Origin of the sequence: Desulfofundulus thermocisternus DSM 10259, from assembly GCF_000686645.1 — a bacterium.
Lineage (GTDB): Bacteria > Bacillota > Desulfotomaculia > Desulfotomaculales > Desulfovirgulaceae > Desulfofundulus > Desulfofundulus australicus.
Genome location: NZ_JMLG01000002.1, coordinates 150,745 through 169,521, shown reverse-complemented (window position 1 = coordinate 169,521; position 18,777 = coordinate 150,745). Strand labels below are relative to the sequence as shown.

The 18,777-nt window shown below is 56.7% G+C and carries 18 protein-coding genes; 17 read left to right on the top strand and 1 reads right to left on the bottom strand.

Features of this window, described 5'->3' with window-relative positions; genetic code table 11:
* Window positions 1-259 precede the first annotated feature (259 nt).
* From BR83_RS14890 to BR83_RS0102785, 14 genes are all read left to right on the top strand, one after another.
* The gene (locus BR83_RS14890; RefSeq protein WP_051617777.1) at window positions 260-1,357 is read left to right on the top strand and encodes an MFS transporter; all 1,098 of its coding nucleotides are present in this window, start codon (window positions 260-262) and stop codon (window positions 1,355-1,357) included.
* A 92-nt stretch (window positions 1,358-1,449) separates the two neighbouring features.
* Window positions 1,450-1,845, top strand: a complete 396-nt coding sequence (locus tag BR83_RS0102855) for a helix-turn-helix transcriptional regulator (RefSeq protein ID WP_027355810.1) — start codon at window positions 1,450-1,452, stop codon at window positions 1,843-1,845.
* 50 nt (window positions 1,846-1,895) lie between these two features.
* Window positions 1,896-2,708, top strand: coding sequence for an extracellular solute-binding protein (locus BR83_RS0102850; protein ID WP_027355809.1), 813 nt, complete (start codon window positions 1,896-1,898; stop codon window positions 2,706-2,708).
* 165 nt (window positions 2,709-2,873) lie between these two features.
* Window positions 2,874-3,842: a sulfite exporter TauE/SafE family protein gene (locus BR83_RS0102840; protein ID WP_027355808.1), complete on the top strand. Its 969-nt coding sequence runs from the start codon at window positions 2,874-2,876 to the stop codon at window positions 3,840-3,842.
* A gap of 119 nt (window positions 3,843-3,961) precedes the next feature.
* Window positions 3,962-4,189 (top strand): heavy-metal-associated domain-containing protein, encoded by a 228-nt coding sequence (locus tag BR83_RS0102835; RefSeq protein WP_034634341.1) that lies wholly within the window; start codon window positions 3,962-3,964, stop codon window positions 4,187-4,189.
* A gap of 646 nt (window positions 4,190-4,835) precedes the next feature.
* Complete coding sequence (arsB, locus tag BR83_RS0102825; RefSeq protein WP_027355806.1) at window positions 4,836-5,891, top strand: ACR3 family arsenite efflux transporter; 1,056 nt, start codon at window positions 4,836-4,838, stop codon at window positions 5,889-5,891.
* A 120-nt stretch (window positions 5,892-6,011) separates the two neighbouring features.
* Entirely contained in the window at window positions 6,012-6,251 is a 240-nt protein-coding gene (locus BR83_RS0102820; protein ID WP_027355805.1) for a thioredoxin family protein, read from the top strand.
* 204 nt (window positions 6,252-6,455) lie between these two features.
* The gene (locus tag BR83_RS0102815; protein WP_027355804.1) at window positions 6,456-7,628 is read left to right on the top strand and encodes a permease; all 1,173 of its coding nucleotides are present in this window, start codon (window positions 6,456-6,458) and stop codon (window positions 7,626-7,628) included.
* Window positions 7,629-8,084: 456 nt separating this feature from the next.
* On the top strand, window positions 8,085-9,167 hold the full coding sequence (gene yedE / locus BR83_RS0102810) for a YedE family putative selenium transporter (protein WP_027355803.1): 1,083 nt from the start codon (window positions 8,085-8,087) through the stop codon (window positions 9,165-9,167).
* Window positions 9,151-9,366, top strand: a complete 216-nt coding sequence (locus tag BR83_RS0102805) for a sulfurtransferase TusA family protein (protein WP_027355802.1) — start codon at window positions 9,151-9,153, stop codon at window positions 9,364-9,366. The genes yedE and BR83_RS0102805 overlap by 17 nt, the downstream gene beginning before the upstream one ends.
* 196 nt (window positions 9,367-9,562) lie before the next feature.
* Window positions 9,563-9,772 carry a DUF5320 domain-containing protein gene (locus BR83_RS0102800; RefSeq protein WP_027355801.1) on the top strand — a complete coding sequence of 70 codons (210 nt, stop codon included), beginning with the start codon at window positions 9,563-9,565 and terminating at the stop codon, window positions 9,770-9,772.
* A 96-nt stretch (window positions 9,773-9,868) separates the two neighbouring features.
* The gene (locus BR83_RS0102795) at window positions 9,869-10,348 is read left to right on the top strand and encodes a permease (protein WP_027355800.1); all 480 of its coding nucleotides are present in this window, start codon (window positions 9,869-9,871) and stop codon (window positions 10,346-10,348) included.
* Window positions 10,345-10,884: a permease gene (locus tag BR83_RS0102790; RefSeq protein WP_027355799.1), complete on the top strand. Its 540-nt coding sequence runs from the start codon at window positions 10,345-10,347 to the stop codon at window positions 10,882-10,884. The genes BR83_RS0102795 and BR83_RS0102790 overlap by 4 nt, the downstream gene beginning before the upstream one ends.
* Before the next feature lie 229 nt (window positions 10,885-11,113).
* Window positions 11,114-11,509: a helix-turn-helix transcriptional regulator gene (locus tag BR83_RS0102785; protein ID WP_027355798.1), complete on the top strand. Its 396-nt coding sequence runs from the start codon at window positions 11,114-11,116 to the stop codon at window positions 11,507-11,509.
* A gap of 473 nt (window positions 11,510-11,982) precedes the next feature.
* Here the strand turns inward: BR83_RS0102785 and hcp are convergent, their stop codons facing one another.
* On the bottom strand, window positions 11,983-13,266 hold the full coding sequence (hcp, locus tag BR83_RS0102780; protein WP_027355797.1) for a hydroxylamine reductase: 1,284 nt from the start codon (window positions 13,264-13,266) through the stop codon (window positions 11,983-11,985).
* 622 nt (window positions 13,267-13,888) lie between these two features.
* On the opposite strand from hcp, the gene BR83_RS0102775 reads away from it, so the two are divergent.
* The 3 genes from BR83_RS0102775 to BR83_RS0102765 all read left to right on the top strand — a co-directional run bounded on the left by BR83_RS0102775 (window position 13,889) and on the right by BR83_RS0102765 (window position 18,718).
* Entirely contained in the window at window positions 13,889-17,041 is a 3,153-nt protein-coding gene (locus tag BR83_RS0102775) for a DEAD/DEAH box helicase (protein WP_027355796.1), read from the top strand.
* 21 nt (window positions 17,042-17,062) lie between these two features.
* Complete coding sequence (locus tag BR83_RS14885) at window positions 17,063-17,884, top strand: SWIM zinc finger family protein (RefSeq protein ID WP_051617775.1); 822 nt, start codon at window positions 17,063-17,065, stop codon at window positions 17,882-17,884.
* Window positions 17,885-17,977: 93 nt separating this feature from the next.
* Window positions 17,978-18,718, top strand: a complete 741-nt coding sequence (locus BR83_RS0102765; RefSeq protein ID WP_034634340.1) for an epoxyqueuosine reductase — start codon at window positions 17,978-17,980, stop codon at window positions 18,716-18,718.
* Window positions 18,719-18,777: the final 59 nt, after the last annotated feature.

Here is an 18,777-nt window from a genome sequence, read left to right as displayed (position 1 = left end):
TTGTGGCAGCGGGAAACGCGGAAATAGAGGAGATCGTGAGAAACTCTTAGCAAAGCTGCCTGAAGGCGGCTTTTTTTTCGGTTACAGCCGGTGGCAGCGGCAGCGGGGCCTGTATTTCCCATGAACTATTTGCCGGCAGGGAGTAAAATTGTTTTATGTAACTGTAAAATAAAAGCGTTACGTAAGGCTTGACGGCAGAAAGAAGGCGTGTTTTTTGGAACCTGTAGCAAGTGCCACTGAACAAGGAAGATCCCATCTGATGTTCATCAGCCTGGTCAATTTCCTGCTCAATTTTGCCGTGCAGGGTTCCCTTATCTTCATCCCCCTGCTGGGGGCCCAGCTGGGGGCCAGGGACTGGCAGATCGGCCTGGTGGGGGCGGCTTACGGGACGGCTTTTTTATTTTCTTCCCTGTTTTGCGGCTGGAAATCCGACTCGCTGGGAAGGCTTTTGTTTGTGCGCCTGGGGCTGGCCGCCAGCGGTGTGACCTTTGCCGCCCAGTTGTTGGTTCAAAATCTTTTCGTTTTGATCGTGGTGCGTTCGGCCGTGGGCCTGTCCCTGGGAATTGCCACCGCGGCCTTGATTGCTTACGCCTTTGAGTCCGGCGCCGATATGGGCAAATATAGCTCTTACGGCTCCCTGGGCTGGATCTTCGGCGCTCTGGGGGCGGCGCTGTTGAAGGAATTCCACCTGCTCTTTATCACCAGCTCCATCTGCTGCCTGGTGGCCCTGGTCCTTTCCCTGGCTTTCAAGGAAAGTGCCGTTAAAAAAAGCAAAATTAACCCGAAGATAAGACTGGTGGTCAGGCGCAATTTCCGGCTCTACCTGGCCGTATTCCTGCGCCACCTGGGGGCCACGGCCGTCTGGATTATCCTGCCCCTGTACTTTTCGTTGCTGGGCATAGACCGGTTCTGGATTGGTTTGCTCTGGGGAACTAATTTTGCCGTGCAGTTTGTGGTTATGCGCTTTTTGGAAAGGTTTGACGAAAATAAAGTCTTTGCCTTTGGTCAACTGCTCTCCATCGGGGTATTTACCGCCTATGCCTTTATCACCGCACGGCCGGCCCTGTTTGCGGTGCAGGCCCTCCTGGGGGTAGCGTGGTCCTGTCTTTATGTAGGCGCCCTGATTATTGTCCTGCGGAGCGGGGAAGAAAGGGGTACCGCCAGCGGTATCTTCCAGTCCACCTTAAACCTCTGTGGTGCCGTGGGCCCCTTCCTGGGCGGGTTGATCGCCGAGATTTGGGGGTACCATGGAGTGATGCTTTTCGCAGCCGGGCTGGGGGTGGCCGGCCTGCTGGTGGCCGTACCGGCAGCCCGGGAAGTTCCCGGAGCAGCAGGTTCGGTGAAAAAACAGTTTTAATGAAGCATAACTGCTCCTTGCCGTTGTGAGCCGGTTATGTTATTATATTTTTAACCATAAGTGCTTATTGCAAATAGATGAGGTGTATTATTATGTGCAAATGCAGTTGTTCCTGGAATTTTACAGCAGACCGGTTGCTGCTGCCGGTACTGCTGTTTCTTTTGCGGTTGAAACCTGCCCATGGCTATGAGCTTATTCAAAAGCTGGCGCAGCTGGATTTGCTGGAAGGGGAAGTGGACCCGGCTACGGTGTACCGCAATTTGCGCCGCATGGAACAGGAAGCACTGGTGGTCTCCAGCTGGGAGGCAACGGGGACGGGGCCTGCCCGCCGCAAGTATACACTCACTTCCAGGGGGGAGGAACTGCTGGATGAGTGTATGCTGGCCGTACGCAGGCAGAAGGAAAAACTGGAAAAGTTCATCCGGCTTTATGAAAATGAATGCAGGCCGGATCTTCAGGGGGGTGAGAGCTGTTTGCCGCAGGGATAGCTCTGGCTGTAATTCTGGCCGGAGTTTTATGGTGGAGGTGTGTGTGAATAATGTCACGAATCTCCTTTCGTATTCTCCATGCCGGGGCCCTGCGCAGGCCCATGGGGGAATGCAGCCGGGTTTTTAAAGAGCGCTACCCGGATCTTCCCGTGGAGCTGGAGTCGGCGGGATCCCGGGAATGTGCCGCTCGCATTTGCGACGGCGGCATATATGATGTGGTGGCCCTGGCCGATACGGCTGTATTTGCCCGCTGGCTGGCACCCGATTATGTGGACTGCTATTTTGTCTTTGCCACCGACCAGATTGTGGTGGCCTTTGATCGCTTTTCCCGGGGCAGTGAGGAAATCACCCGGGACAACTGGATAGATGTGCTCCTTTCTCCGGGGGTGATCTACGGCCGTTCGAACCATAACCTGGATCCCTGCGGCTACCGGACGCTGATGGTCTGGCAGCTGGCGGAAAAGTTTTACGGCCGGCCGGGGCTTTACGAAGCCCTGCAGGACGGTTGTTCCCGGGTATATCCCAAATCCATCGATTTGGCCGGGGCGCTGGTGGAAGGAAGGGTGGACTACGCATTTTTGTACTCCTCGGTAGTCCGCCAGCTGGGCTTGTGCCAGGTCAACCTGCCCTCCCGGATCAATCTTTCCAACCCCGCCCTGGCCGATTACTATGCCGCGGCCAGCGTCACTCTGGAAGGCAGGATGCCGGGGGAAAAGGTTCTGCTTACCGGTGCGCCCATCGAGTTTGCCGTGGCAGTGCCCCGCAATGCCCGCTATCCCGTGGAGGCTCAATGGTTTGTAGAGTTCATTACCGGGGTGGAGGGCCAGCAGATCCTGGAGGGCTGCGGGCTTATTCCCTGTTAGCCTGGGTTGGGCTCTATCTCAGCTCAACCGGCTACCCCCCGGGTCAGAGCGGGGCCGATCCCCCATCAGCAGGTATGGGCTGTAACCGGAATTAGTTAACTGCCGTTCTTCCAAATAGTAAAGCCCTGCCTGGCCGACAAACCTGTTTGTAAAGGAGGTCTTCTTATGCATTTCCCTGTGTCCGGAGTTGATGTTTTCCCCCTTATACCCCCCCTGGTAGCTTTCCTGGTTTCTTCAGTTACGGCCTCGGCCGGGGTGTCCGGAGCCTTTCTGCTCCTGCCTTTTATGGTCAGCGTCCTCGGGTTTACCACTCCTGCCGTCAGTCCCACCAACCTGATCTACAATATTGTGGCCATCCCCGGGGGGCTGGCCCGTTACATAAGGGAGGGGCGCATGGCCTGGCCCCTCACCTGGGTGGTGGTAATTGCCACCTTGCCGGGCGTTTTACTGGGTGCCTGGATCCGCATCCGGTACCTGCCCGACCCGAAAGCCTTTAAGTTTTTTGTGGGCCTGGTTCTGCTCTACCTGGGTGTCCGGTTGTTGTATGAAACCACCGGGCGTTACCTGAAGAGCAAAGAGCAGACCAAAAACCTGGAAAAGAAGTTCCGCGAGCGGGTGCAGCAGATCAAAAGCGAATCGGCAGGCCGCATTGCTGCGGGCCTGCCCCCGGAGGCGGTGGTCAAAACCCGCTCGGTATCCCTGCGCAAAATCGAATATGATTTCTGGGGGGAAACCTTTTCCTTCAGCACCATGGTAGTTTTTACCCTGGCCCTGGTGGTTGGTTTGATCGGCGGTATTTACGGCATCGGCGGGGGAGCCATCATTGCCCCCTTTGTGGTCTCTGTTCTGGGTCTGCCCGTATATACCGTTGCAGGGGCCGCACTGGCCGGCACTTTTCTCACCTCCATTGCCGGGGTTATCGTCTACCACCTCCTGTCCCTTACTGCAGCAGGGGCCCAGGCCAGCGTCTCTCCCGACTGGCTGCTTGGAGCGCTTTTTGGCGTGGGTGGTCTGCTGGGCACCTATTTTGGAGCCTATCTCCAAAAGTATTTGCCCGACCGGCTGATCCGGGGGATCCTGGGCTCCCTGGTCACCTTTCTGGCAGTAAGTTATATAATGCAGTTTTTTATGTAAAAATTGTCGTGTATTATTCATTGAAAAGAAAAAGACATTATGCTAACATGGGCTCAGGTTTAATTAACCTGCTGATTAAAACAGACACTGGTTTTTAACCCCTGAAGGGAGCAGTGGCGGTGGGCAGTGAAAACCTGGTCCTGCGCATCGAGGGTATCCGCTCCGAGGATGACCGGCTGGAAGTGAAAAGGATTCTGGAAGGTATAGAGGGGGTCAGCTGGGCCTGCGTGGACGCAACGGCCGGCACGGCCGTGGTCATATTTGATCCCGACCATACCTCCCAGGATGAGCTGATTAATGCGGTCATGGAAGCCGGATATGCGGTTAAGCGGTTTTTCAACGGTTAAAAAACGTATGCCGGGTGAGCGGGTTATGGGGCCTGCCGAATTCGGAAGTGGAAGGGCGTTTTACCTTGCCCCAAAATTAATCAAATTTGATTGACATAAGCCGGGGAGACACTGGTTTCCCCGGCTTTAACAGGTAGCTACCTGAATAATTGTTGTTTCGTGAGATAAGAGTGGTATCAAAGCCGCTCTTTTTTTGTGGTGGTTGTCAGGCCTTTTGATGCTGGAAGAACAGTGGAAATTATGCCTATTGTATTAGATTAATAGCATATAGTATAATAATGATGATTTTGTAGTGGGATGCAATTACTCAAAGGGGAGGTGTTTGCACTGTTGCAGGATTGCCGTAAGTGCGGCCTGGCGGTGTCCGATGCTGCGGAGCCGCAACAAATCCGCTGTTATGCAAGCGGAAGGTTGATCCCGCCTGCTGATCAAGCTGCACCGGTGGCAGTGCCTTTATTACATGGAGCCGGTTGTGGAGGACGGGAACGTACTTACGGCCGAGCAGCTTTACCTGATCAAGCAGGCCGAACTGGATGCCCAAAAATGAAAATTGCCCATGGGTTAGCACCCAGCGGGTGTTTTGCTGTTCAGTGGGCAAATTAAGGCAGGGTAATCCTGAAGAAAGAGATAACAGGAGGTAGCAAATATGGCTCAATCCGTGACGCGCAGGCTTTCCTTCTTTGACCGTTACCTGACCCTCTGGATTTTCCTGGCCATGGCCGTAGGTGTGCTGGCGGGCTACATATACCCGCAAATTGCCAGTTTCTGGGGCAGGTTTCAGGTCGGCACGACCAGCATACCCATTGCCATCGGACTCATCCTGATGATGTACCCGCCCCTGGCGAAAGTCCGTTACGAAGAACTGCCCGCAGTCTTCAGCAATAAAAAGGTATTATCCCTGTCCCTGATCATGAACTGGATTGTCGGTCCGGTGGTTATGTTCTCCCTGGCCGTCCTGCTGTTGCGCGATAAACCGGATCTGATGGCCGGGGTTATCCTGGTGGGGCTGGCCCGCTGCATAGCCATGGTTCTGGTCTGGAACGACCTGGCCGAAGGCAGTCCCGAATACGCCGCGGGGCTGGTGGCCTTTAACGCCATCTTCCAGGTACTGACCTATTCTATTTACGCCTATATATTCCTGACGGTAATTCCTGCCTGGCTGGGCCTTTCCAGCATAGCGGTGGATGTTTCCATGGCTGAAATTGCCAGGAGCGTTTTTATTTACCTGGGCATTCCTTTCCTTGCGGCCATCATCACCCGTACCACAATGGTCCGCGCAAGGGGGCGGGACTGGTACGAGCAGAACTTTATTCCCCGGATCAGGATGATTACCCCGATTGCCCTGTTGTTTACCATCCTGGTGATGTTTTCCCTGAAGGGTGAAGTGATAGTAACCCTGCCTGTGGATGTGATCCGGGTAGTCATCCCCCTGACCATATATTTTGTTTTTATGTGGCTGGTCACCTTCTACCTGGGAAGAATGATCGGGGCGGATTATGCGACCACCACCACCCTTTCCTTTACTGCCGCCAGCAACGATTTCGAACTGGCCATCGCCGTGGCCGTGGCGGTCTTCGGCATCAACTCCGGCCAGGCCTTTGCCACCGTCATCGGTCCCCTGGTGGAAGTACCCGTGCTGATCAGCCTGGTTAACGTGGCCCTGGCCTTCAAGCGCAGGTATTTCGCCCATGAATTGCGCTGAGCTTTAGGTAACTTCCGTTGTTACAAATACCTGCCTGGCGGGAGTTTTGTCTCGCCCTGCGGGGAAAATCTGGCATAATCATGCCTATAAAATCATTAAATCATGGAGGTGCGAGTTGTTATGGAGATCAAGATTTTCGGGCCCGGCTGCCCCAAATGCAAGGCGCTGCATAAGGCGGTGACCGAGGTGGTCAACGAGATGGGGTTGAACGCTGACATTAAAAAGGTGGAAAAGCTGGATGAAATCATGCAGGCCGGGGTCATGCTCACTCCGGGCCTGATGGTCAACGGCAAACTCAAGGTATTTGGTAAGGTTCCCGGAAAGGAAGACATTAAGCGTTACATCGAGGAAGAGAAATAATAACTAGCGGGAGAGTCACTCCCCGCTTTTTTTCTGCCGGATTAGTTATTTGATTTTCCTTAATCTTTAACAATTATCTTATAAAGTAGTTGACAATATTATAATAATCTAATATACTCCTTATTAAGGATTCTCCCGGGGAGGTGGTTGGGTTTCAATTGATCATAAAAAAATATCTATATTTGGGGGAAAGGAGCGCCGGCAATGAAAGAACGCGACAAATTCCTTTTAATGGTTGCTATTTTCCTGGCGGCTTTTTACATTCCGCTGCACAACCCGCGGGTGCAGTCGGCCATCCTGGAGGCATTTTTCATGCTCCAGGATTACGCCCAGAAGCACGTTTTGACCTGCCTGGTGCCGGCTTTTTTCATCGCCGGGGCTATTGCGGTGTTTGTTTCCCAGGCTTCGGTTTTGAAATATTTCGGAGCGGGGGCAAATAAAGTCTTATCCTACGCCGTCGCTTCGGTGTCGGGTACCGTACTGGCGGTGTGTTCCTGCACAGTATTGCCGCTTTTTGCGGGGATCTACACCCGCGGTGCCGGCATCGGCCCGGCCACGGCATTTCTTTATTCCGGCCCGGCCATCAATGTTCTGGCCATTATTCTCACTGCCCGGGTGCTGGGCTTCGATCTGGGAGTGGCCCGGGCGGTGGGTGCGGTTGTCTTTTCCATTATCATCGGCCTGCTCATGCACCTGATCTTTATCAAGGAGGAAAAGGCCAGGGAAGAGGCCGCCCTTACTTTACCGCCCCCCCCGGAAGACAGGAGGTCTCTGTGGCAGTACGGAGTTTACTTCCTGACCATGGTCCTGATCCTGATCTTTGCCGCCTGGGGCAAGCCGGCCCAGCCGGTGGGTTTTTTCAGCGCCGTCTACCGGGTGCACTGGTACCTCACCGTTTTCTTCCTGATCGTGCTGGCGGTAATATTGAAGCTCTGGTTTACTAAAGACGAGCTGGTCGGCTGGGTGGAATCTACCTGGGGCTTTGCCAAGCAGATCTTCCCGCTTCTGCTGGGCGGGGTGCTGGTGGCCGGCTTTCTCATGGGCCGGCCCGGGGCCGATACGGGGATCATCCCGGCCAAATATATTTCGGCTCTGGTGGGGGGGAACTCCCTCGGTGCCAACTTCCTTGCTTCCATAGTCGGGGCCCTGATGTACTTTGCCACCCTGACGGAAGTTCCCATCCTGCAGGGCCTCATCGGCAGCGGGATGGGTAAGGGCCCGGCCCTGGCGCTGCTTCTGGCCGGGCCGGCCTTGAGTCTGCCGAACATGATTGTGATCAGGCAGATCATGGGCACCAAAAAGGCCGCCGTCTATATTTCCCTGGTGGTGATTATGTCCACCATTGCGGGGATGATTTACGGGGCCATCTGGGGATAGGGGCTGTTGTACCGGGTGCTGCGCTGTCCGGAGCGACGCACCGGAAACGGATACCCGGGCCCTTTCTGTGCATGCAGAGCCCGGGTTTCTCCCTGCTTCACGGTCTAACCGTAGCGTTTCCTGTAGCATATTGCTTATGATATTGGGCAACAGCCCGTCCTGTGCCGAATACCTGTGGTCCAGGCAAATAGTGGCCTGCCCCTGAGATAAAACTTGCAAAGTGTTAATCATGGGGTTCCTACCGCCTGGCGCCCGGTCAGATACTGGCCGGGCGATTTTGTTCTGCGCCTCTCCCCCGGGTACGGGTGAAAATAGCAGTGGTGTATGCTGAACAAAGTATAAAAAATATTTTTGGCACAGGAATGATGTATTTAAAAATTAAATGGCAGCGATAAAAGGATTTTTTGAGATAATCGAAAATAAAAATATGGTATTAACTGCGGGAGGTGGTAATGTTTGAACGGCAAAAAGATGCTGGTTGTTGCCGCCGGGGGTACCCTGGGTTTACTGGCGGTGGTGCTGGTGGCTATGGGTAACCCGGCCAACATGGGCTACTGTGTGGCCTGTTTCCTGCGCGATATCACCGGTGGCCTGGGCTTGCACCGGGCTGCCCCGGTACAGTACATAAGGCCTGAAATTATCGGCCTGGTGCTGGGGGCCTTCATTTCTGCTCAGGCGACGAGGGAATTTCGTGCGATCGGCGGCTCCTCTTCCTTTACCCGCTTCGTGCTGGGTTTTCTGGCCATGATTGGCATGCTGGTTTTCCTGGGCTGTCCCGTGCGTGCCGTCCTGCGGCTGGCCGGCGGTGACCTCAACGCCGGGGTGGGGCTGCTGGGTCTGGTCGCCGGGGTGGCCGTGGGGGTCCAGTTTCTCAAATCCGGCTTCAGCCTGGGGCGGGCCGTTCCCCAGCAAAAGGGCAACGGTTATATTTTTACGGGACTCATGGTGGTGCTTCTCCTTTTATTGCTTGTACGCCCTTCCTTTATATTTTTCAGCGCAAGCGGTCCCGGTTCCATGCATGCTCCCGTGTGGGCGGCCCTGGGGGCGGGCCTGGTGATTGGCGTGCTGGCCCAGCGTTCCCGTCTGTGCATGGTCGGCGGGATCAGGGACTTCATTATGTTCCGGGATGCCCATCTCCTGTATGGTTTTGTGGCCATCTTTGTGGTCGCCCTGGTGGGAAACCTGGCGGTGGGGGCCTTCAAGATTGGGTTTGCGGGACAGCCGGTGGCTCATACCGACGGGCTCTGGAACTTTCTGGGGATGGCGCTGGCCGGATGGGCGGCGGTGCTTCTGGGCGGGTGCCCGCTGCGCCAGCTGGTTGCCGCCGCCGAAGGAAATACCGACAGTGCTTTGACTGTAATGGGTATTATATTTGGAGCTGCAGTTTCGCATAACTTCGGCCTGGCCGGCAGCCCCACCGGGGTACCGGCAGGCGGTCAGATAGCCGTCATTCTGGGGCTGATCGTGGTGTTTATTATAGCCTGCGCCAACCGCCCGGCGGCAGTAAAGCGAGGTGTGAGCATTGGAAAGGGAAGTTGACGCCAGGGGTTTGCTTTGTCCCGAACCGGTTCTGTTGACCAAACAGGCCCTGGATGCCCTTGGAGCGGGAACCGTTAAAGTGCTGGTCAGCAACGCCGCGGCCAGGGAAAATGTTTCCCGGCTGGCCGAGAGCAGGGGCTGGCAGGTTGAGGTGCGGGAACAGGGTGAGGATTTTTTGCTGGTCTTAACGAAAAAATGATTCGGTAAATAAAGACGACCCCGGGAGACATTCCCGGGTTTTTTTATGCTGGCTGAATTGCGCTGCTTCCTGGCGGTTATATTGCCTCTTGCTGGCATAGAAATTTTTTTGAAAGGATGTTTACAAAGAAGAAGGATGATGGTATATTATTTATAAAACTATATAGGCATAATTCATATAAAGGGGGTAAGTTTATATGTTCCACACGCCGGAGAAGGGACATTGCTGTCACGCTTTTGCCCACAGGTATGTTTCCAGACACCGTGACTGTTGCTGTCACGGCGAGCATTTTCACCGGCATTTTTACAGCCGGGAAGAACGGCTGGCCCGCCTGGAAAACTACCTGAAAGAATTGCAGGCCGAAGTCAGGGCGGTGGAGGAGAAAATTAAAGAATTAAAAGGTTAACCGGTTGGAAGACCCGGCCAGAAGGAAATTATTTCCCTTCTGGCCGCTATTTCAACAGTCCGGGGGAAAAAATAAATACAGTGCAGGGGTGGGGTAATGTTATTTAATATTGTTCTGTATATACTGGCGGCAGTGGCATTATACATATCTTTCCAGCGGGACCGGCAGAAGACAAAAAAGGCCCTGGCCATAGCCTGGAACTCCTTTCGCAACCTGATCCCCACCATGCTGGGGATCATCGGGCTGATTGGCCTTATGCTGGCGCTGGTGCCCCGGGAGGTTATTGCGGGGCTCTTTGGAAATAACAGTCCTGCGGGCATTCTCCTCATTTCCCTGGCCGGCGCCGTTACCCTGATGCCCGCCTTTATCGCTTTTCCCCTGGCGGCTTCCCTTTTGCAATCCGGGGCCAGCGTGATGGCGGTGGCCTGTTTTATTACGACCCTGTTAATGGTGGGGATTATCACGGCCCCCATGGAAGTTAACTTTTTTGGTAAGAAATTTACCTTCTGGCGCAATGCCATCGGGTTTGTCCTGGCCCTGGTGATTGGAGGCGTGATGGGAGTGGTTCTGCAGTGAAATCCCAGCTCAGGAGATATGCCCTGTTTGCTTTAGTGGTGGTTGCCGACCTGTTTCTTTCCTGGCAATATCCAGCCAGGGGTAGTGAAGCTGTGAAAAGTGCCCTGGATTATCTGGTGGAAATGCTATTGTTCATGCCGCCGATTTTCGTCCTGGTAGGCCTGCTGGATGTATGGGTTCCCCGTCAGATTGTGGAGAAGAACGTAGGACCGGACTCCGGTGTGCGCGGTGTGGTTATCTCCATTCTGGTGGCCACTGCGGCGGCCGGTCCCCTTTATGCCGGTTTTCCGGTGGCCGACGCGCTGCTCAGAAAGGGCTGTCGTCTGGCCAATGCGGTAATTTTCCTGGGCACCTGGGCGACCATTAAAATTCCCATGTTGATGATGGAAGTCAAGTTTGTTAGGCTGCCCTTTGCCCTTTTGCGCCTGGCGTTAACCCTGCCGGCCATAATTGCTACGGGGTATCTCATGGAGATGATTTTAAAGGTCGGGGAAACGGGAAGGTTTGCGCAAGGTGTCAGCGAAAAAAACTATTAATAAGATGTTTGCCCAGCACTCACCGTAACCAGGTTCTCTGGTAGTAATACTGCTAACCATATGCGGCTTTAGTCCCTGCGCAGGTACCTGGTTCCGGTGAGTGCTGGGTGAGTGCTGGGTCACCGGAGCAAGCGAGAACCAGAACTGGGTAGCTGGAAGGTAGGGACAACCCAGACCCGGGGCGGGGGTTGTCTTACATAGGTTTCGTCTGGTAAGTGAGGGATGCCTGATGTGCAGAAATCACGGTCCCGGCTACCGGCACGGCGACTGCCGGTGTGCCGGGGCTCCTATGGAGCGGTTTATGCAACCGTGCCTTTTACTTTTACTTCACCGCCGTTCGGCTCACGGTTACGAGCTGATGCAAAATTTGAGGGAGTTTGGCTTCCAGGACAGCGAGGCCGACCCGGGTACGGTGTACCGGAACCTGCGCCGCCTGGAAGAGGAGGGCCTGGTTTCTTCCCGGTGGGACACCAGCGGTGGCGGTCCGGCCAGGCGCCTGTACCGTTTAACTCCGGAAGGGGAGGAATTGCTCCATGCCTGGGCGGAAGTAATAACACACAACAAAAGGCGGCTGGAATATTTTCTGGCCAGGTACCGGGAGGAGTTTGCGCAAAGTAAATATTAAATATTCAGTAAGCCGTTGTGACAAGGATGCGGCGCTGTCCGGAGCGAACGACTTGCGAAGCGCCGGTAACAGCACCCGGTGAAGCGAGGCCGCCGGCTCGGCTCTCGAGGACGCAAGAACAACTAATCGAAAGAAAAGTTGGAAACACATTAGTTTAAGAACTTTACAACGAAGCGCAATTAGTCACGGGCAATCCGCAGAGAGCCAGAGCCGGCCCGAAGCGAGCCGCGGTGCTGTCGGCGCGGAGCACTGGAGTGAGCGAGGACAGCACCGCATCCAACCGGGTTCACTGAATAATTACTGTGCAAAGATGACACGTTCGCAGCCGGGATGCGGTTCTTCAGGTGAAGGATGGGTCCCGGGATCGTCCTGGTAACATAAAGGCCCCAGCCGGTGTCCATAAACCGGCGGGACCTTTATCCATGGCCTTATTACTGCAGCAGCAAGTCGTTTTAACGAGCCGGATGCGATTATTAACCCAGGATTTCCTTCAGGTCCTGATCGGGAGTGGTGATCAGCTTCAGGTTGTAGTTGTCCTGCAGCACCTTGAGCACGTTCGGTGAAATGAACGCTGGTGCAGACGGGCCGATGCGGATGTTCTTGATGCCCAGGTGGAACAGGGTGAGCAGGATGGCTACGGCTTTTTGCTCAAACCAGGACAGGACCAGGCTCAGGGGCAGGTCGTTTACACCGCAGTTAAAGGCTTTGGCCAGAGCTGCAGCCACCTGGATGGCCGAGTAGGCGTTGTTGCACTGGCCCATGTCGATCAGCCGCGGAATACCTTCGATTTCGCCCAGGTCCAGGTAGTTGAACTTGAACTTGCCGCAGCCCAGGGTTAGCACCACGCAGTCCCGGGGCACTTTCTGGACAAACTCGGTGTAGTAGCTCCGGGCCTTCTTCACTCCGTCGCAGCCGCCCACCAGGAAGAAGTGGCGGATCTTGCCGGCCTTGACGGCGTCGATGATTTTATCGGCCAGGGCCAATACGGCGTTATGGTGGAAGCCGGTTACCAGAACACCGCCCTCTTTTTCCGGCAGCGGCGGCAGTGCCTTTGCTTTTTCAATTACCGGCGTGAAGTCCCGGTTTTTAATGTGGGTTACATCCGGCAACCCGGCGATGCCGCAGGTAAACATGCGGTCTTTGTAGGATTCTTTGGGAATGAGCACGCAGTTGGTGGTGCCCAGAATGGCGCCGGGGAATTGTTCAAATTCGGTTTTCTGGTTCTGCCAGGCGCTGCCATAGTGGCCGGCCAGGTGGGGGAATTTTTTCAGCTCCGGGTAAGCGTGGGCCGGGAGCATTTCCCCGTGGGTGTAAACGTTGATACCCGTGCCTTCCGTTTGCTTCAGCAGTTCGTACAGGTCTAAAAGATCGTGGCCGGTGATCAGGATGGCCGGGCCGGCCTTGGTGCCCGTGGAAACCCTGGTGGGTTCGGGGGAGCCGAACCGCTCCACATGGGCCTTATCCAGGAGTTCCATAACCCGCAGGTTCATTTCGCCGCACTTGAGGGCCATTTCAATGTGCCGGTTCAGGTCAAAGTCCACGTTGGTCAGGGTGGTGAACAGCGCTTCGTGCATGAAGGCGTCCACCTGTTCATCCCTGGCACCCAGTTCCCGGGCGTGGTAAGCGTAAGCGGCAATCCCTTTCAAAGCGATGATTATAGTATCCTGCAAACTGGCGATGTCCTCGTTTTTGCCGCACACGCCCACTTTGGTGCAACCGGTGCCGTTGGCCGTCTGTTCACACTGGTAACAAAACATGTACTTTTCACCCTCCTTGAGAATTTTTTTGCTGTAAATGTTCAGTGATCCCGCTACGGTGCCGCGTTGTCCACGCTCACTCCGGTGCTCCGCGCTGACAAAATAGTTTTTCCGCAAAAGCTAAAAATTCTCGCCGCAGCGGCATCAGAAAAAGTCTGCACTAACTGAAATAAATCGATGCCGCTGCCATACTCGCTTCGGACCGGACTAGCGGCGCTGCAAATGCGGCATGACAGTTGTTACCTTACTATCATCTTTTTACCGTTTTAGCAAGTTACCTTTTCTAACGCTACATTTCGGTGCCGCTGGTTTCGCGCCGCAGTCCGGTTACCCTCGCTTCGCCGGGTGCTGTTACCAGCGCTCCGCAAGTCGCTCGCTTTGGACAACGCGGCACCTGCCGGTGGTAGCGGTTTTGCTGAACATTTACTTTTTGTTTAACCATTTGCTTACATTATAGGCCTGGCAAGGAAACGGGGCAGTGATTTGGCTCACAGAAAAGATGTGCTTTTAGCAATCCTCACCGGTCCGTTGATGATCCGGCCTTTCATTGAGCGGCTGCCTGTTTCATACCCGGGCAGGGAACGGCTTAAAAATGTCGAAACATTACTCAAGGTGAATGTTGATGCTGGTTTTGCACGGAACCTGGCTTCCCGCCGGTGTGGTGGGTAAGGGCAGCGGCTATTTTTTTGTGTGGGGAGAACTGGCTCCCGGGACAGAGTTCGGTGATAAGGTGCTGCCCCGCCGGCGGGGACGCCGGCCCCGGGGATGGCACCCCGGACAGGCTGAAGTGGCCGATTTATACCAGGGGATGGATTTAAAGCGGGTGCCGGATACCGTAGAGCTCTGGGTCCTGCTGCCCTCCTCCGGGGGGCGGCCGCTGCCTTCACCCCTTTTACCGGTGGCCGGTGCTGCCGATGAACCTGTTTTTTTTCCGGATGAAGAGGTCGTCTTAAGGCCCTGGCTGGTGGAGGGGTTTTTGTTTCCTGCCGGGCAGGCCGCAGAGATGCTTTTAAGGGGCCGCTTTTCCCAGGGGGTGGTCATGCCGTCTGCCGGCTGGCACTACTGGCGCCGGATAACGCTCTGGGCCATGGAGCTGATGGTCAGGCAGCGGTTTATCCCCCTGCTGGATGAAAAAAGCTATCAGGCTGTCTGGAGACCCGTGTTCAACGCCCGGGAAGACCTCTCCCGGCTGGAGTTGCTGGCCCGGTCCATGCCCCCCGTATGCCGTGCCGTGGCCGCTTTGAAAAATGGCCCCGGCCCGCCGGAAGGGACTGCAACCATCCTGCCGGCACCCGATGTTCTGGTGATGGATTTTGTCCGCCGGGTGGTGCAGGAAAAAATATCCGGATGGCTGGCCCCATCGCCCGGAGCATGTATCAAAGACCGTCAAAACGATCCGGCTGCTCGCTGGGTGCAGGCGCTGGGCCGTGGGGGAGGGCCGGTGGAACTGCCGGAGGACATGCTCAAGGAAATGACCGGGCAATTAATAGCCTGGCGCTTGCCCTTGTCCCGGCGCCGGCAGGTGCCTTTTCGCACCTGTTTCCGCCTGGAACCGCCGCCCGATGGCGAAAAAACCTGGACTTTAAGTTTCTTTTTACAGGCCGTGGATGATCCCAGCCTGCTGGTGCCGGTGGAAATGGTGTGGAAGGAAAGCGGCGCCGCCCTGACCTTCCTGCACCGGCGCTTTGAAAACCCCCAGGAGCGCCTCCTGGCCGACCTGGGGCAGGCCTGCCGGCTGTTTCCGCCGCTGGAAAGGTCCCTGCAGGACCCCTGCCCCACCCGTTGTGAACTCAGCACCGCCGAGGCGTATACTTTCCTGAAGCAGGCCGTGCCGTTGTTTCAGGAAAGGGGTTTGGGCGTGCTGGTACCTTCCTGGTGGGGTGAGGGAGCTGCCGGCCCCGTCCCGGGTATGCGTTTGAGGTTGAGAAGGTACAGGGAGGGGCAGAGCGAAGGGGTGGGCCGGGGACTCCTCGGACTGGATACCCTGGTGGAGTTCCACTGGGAGCTGGCCTTGGGCGGGGAAACCATCAGCAGGGAAGAATTTGAAAAGCTGGTGGCCATGAAGCTTCCCCTGGTGAAGGTGAGGGGGCAATGGGTGGAACTGGAGCCCCGGCAGGTGGAGAAGATTCTGGAATTGCTGGCCGGCAACAGGAAAAATAACGTCATAACCCTGGGAGAAGCCATGCGCCTGGCGGCGGGGATGCCGGCCCGGGCCGGCCTGGAGCTGGATGACCTGCCGGTGCTGGACGTGACGGGAGAGGGAGAACTTTCCCCGCTGCTGGAGAAATTGAAGAATGAGGATAAACTGGACCCGCAGCCGGTGCCGGCGGGATTCCGGGGGCAACTGCGCCCGTACCAGGAAAGGGGTTTTTCCTGGCTGGCCTTTTTAGCCCGCATGGGTATGGGCGGCTGCCTGGCCGACGATATGGGACTGGGCAAGACCGTGCAGTTTATTGCTTTTTTGCTCCACCGCCTGGAAGAGGGGCAACCCCGGGGGCCGGCGCTGCTGGTCTGCCCCACTTCAGTGGTGGGCAACTGGCAGCGGGAAGTGGCCCGTTTCGCCCCGGGCTTGAAGGTTCTGGTTCATCACGGGCCGCAGCGGTTGCGGGGAAAGAAGTTTGTCCGGGAGGCCGGGGCCTGCCACCTGGTCCTGACTACCTATTCCCTGGCCCAGCGGGATGAACGCCTGCTGGCGGAAGTGGAATGGGACGGGGTGGTGCTGGACGAGGCCCAGAACATCAAAAACCCGGCTGCCAAGCAGACCCGCAGCGTGAAGAAATTGAAGGCCGGCTACCGTTTTGCCCTTACCGGCACACCGGTGGAAAACCGCCTTTCGGAATTATGGTCCATCATGGACTTTTTAAACCCCGGTTTTTTAGGCCCGGCGGCCGATTTCAACCGCCGTTTTGCCCTGCCCATAGAGCGGTACGGGAACCAGGAAAAGACCCGGCGGCTGCAGCAGCTGGTGAAGCCATTCATCCTGCGCCGGGTGAAAACCGACCCCCGCATTATCCAGGACCTGCCGGAAAAACAGGAAAGCCGGGTCTACTGTAACCTCACCAGGGAGCAGGCCACCCTGTATGAAGCGGTGGTCCAGGAGATGATGGAACGCATAGAAGAGGCGGAAGGCATGGAGCGCCGGGGCCTGATTCTGTCCGCTCTCACCAGGTTGAAGCAGATCTGCAACCACCCGGCGCAGTTTCTTGGCGACGGCATACTGGCGGCCCGGCGGTCCGGTAAAATGAAGCGTCTTCTGGAAATGCTGGAAGAAGTGCTGGCCGGCGGCGAGAAGGCGTTGATCTTTACCCAGTTTGCCCGCATGGGGGAAATATTGAAGAACCACCTGCAGGCCCATTTTGGCCGGGAGGTACTTTTCCTGCACGGTGGTGTGGGCCAGCGCCAGCGGGACCGCATGGTGGAGCGCTTCCAGCAGCAGTCCGGGCCGCCGTTTTTCGTGATTTCCCTGAAGGCCGGCGGGGTGGGCCTGAACCTGACGCGGGCCAACCACGTTTTCCACTTCGACCGCTGGTGGAACCCGGCAGTGGAAGACCAGGCCACTGACCGGGCCTTCCGCATAGGACAGAAGCTCAATGTTTTCGTTTACAAGTTTGTCACCAGTGGCACCCTGGAAGAGCGCATAGACCAGCTGATTGAGGAAAAAAAGACCCTGGCCGCCAGTATTGTAAGCGGCGCCGAGGAGTGGCTGACGGAAATGACCACTGCAGAATTGCGGGAGTTGTTGACCCTGCGCGCCCAGGCCCTGGGTGAAGAATAGCAAGGGGGATGGTGAAGGCTTTTGGCTCCCAAAAGAGGTTTTGGTGCCACCTGGTGGGGCAGGCGCTGGCTCGAGGTACTGGAATCCTTCGGCTGGGATACGCGACTGCGGCGGGGACGGGCTTACGCCCGGGCAGGCAATGTTCTGGAAATCGATATAAAACCCGGGGTGGTTTCGGCCCGGGTGCAGGGCAGCCGCCCGCGTCCCTACCGGGTAAGCATAGAGGTTAAGACCCTTTCGGACCGGGAATGGGAAAGGGTAACAGGTATAATGGCCGGCCGGGCCGTTTTTGCCGCCCTGCTGCTGGCGGGGGAAATGCCCCGGGACATTGAAGAGGCCTTCCGCCAGGCGGGCCTGTCCCTGTTCCCCCGCTCGGCAGGGGATATCAGGACCGACTGCTCGTGTCCCGACTGGGCCAATCCCTGCAAGCATATTGCCGCCGTCTATTACCTGCTGGGGGAGAAATTTGATGAAGACCCCTTTTTCCTCTTCCTGCTCCGGGGGCGCACCCGGGAGCAGTTGATTTCCGCCCTGAGGGAAAAAAGGGCGGCCCGGGTAGAACAGGAGCAGGGGGAAGAGATTGCCCCGGCTTCCCCGGAACCAGCCGGCCCGTCCCTGGAAGGGCAACTGGACCGCTTCTGGGATGAGGGTGAAGAGCTGGCTGGCCTGCGCTTTTTGCCGGTGCCGCCGGAAGTGGAGGCCGGGCTGTTGAAAACCCTTGGACCGCCTCCCTTCTGGAAGGGTAAGGAGCCGCCGGAGGTGGTCCTGGCCGGCATCTACCGGCTCATAAGCCGCCGGGCGCAGGAAGAATGGCCCGGCGATAGTGACCGGGGTGCTGGTTGATCCCCTCCGGCGGGAAAATCTGCTCTTGATTCCAGAAGGAAGCCGGTGGCAAAGAGTTAAAAAGAGCTAGTAATAATGCTGGGGAGGATAAGTATGGAAAAGCTGATCGAAGAAATTATTGCCCGGGTGGTAAATAACCACCGGGGCAGCACCGGCTACCGCACTCCCCTGGTGGGGTTTGCCCGGGCCGATGCTCCCGGTTTTGCCAGGTTAAAAGAAGCGGTTGGTCCCGGTCACCTGCTGCCCCGGGATCTGCTGCCGGGTGCCCGCTCCGTGGTGGCCTTTTTCCTGCCCTTTACTCCGGAGCTGGTGGAAATCCACCGCCGGGACCCCTATGTCAGCCGCCGGTGGGCGGAGGCCTATATTGAAACCAACCGGCTGATTGGCGAAATATGCGGAGTGCTGGCACGGGAACTGGAAGACCGCGGGGTGAAGGCTGCCTGGTGCGAGCCCACCCATAATTTCGATCCGGTTGCGCTGGTTTCTTTCTGGTCCCACAAGCATGTGGCTTACCTCTGCGGCCTGGGCACCTTCGGGCTGCACCACATGCTCATCACCCCGTCCGGGTGTGCCGGCCGCCTGGGGAGCCTGGTGGTGGATGCGGACCTTTCCCCGAGCCCGCCGGCGGCCGGGGAGAACTGCCTGTACCGGCGCAAGGGAACCTGCAAAGCCTGCGTAAAGCTCTGCCCCACCGGGGCGCTGGGTGTGGAGGGGCTGGATAAGGAAAAATGCTACCGGCGCCTGCTGGAGGTGGACGCATATTATGCCGACCTCGGACTCTGCGACGTTTGCGGCAAATGCGCCACCGGTCCCTGCGCCCTGGGGGTGCCGTGACGTGGGCGATGGTTCGTTTGCGACGAGAGAAGAGCGCTGCGAAAAGGTGCGGCAGGATT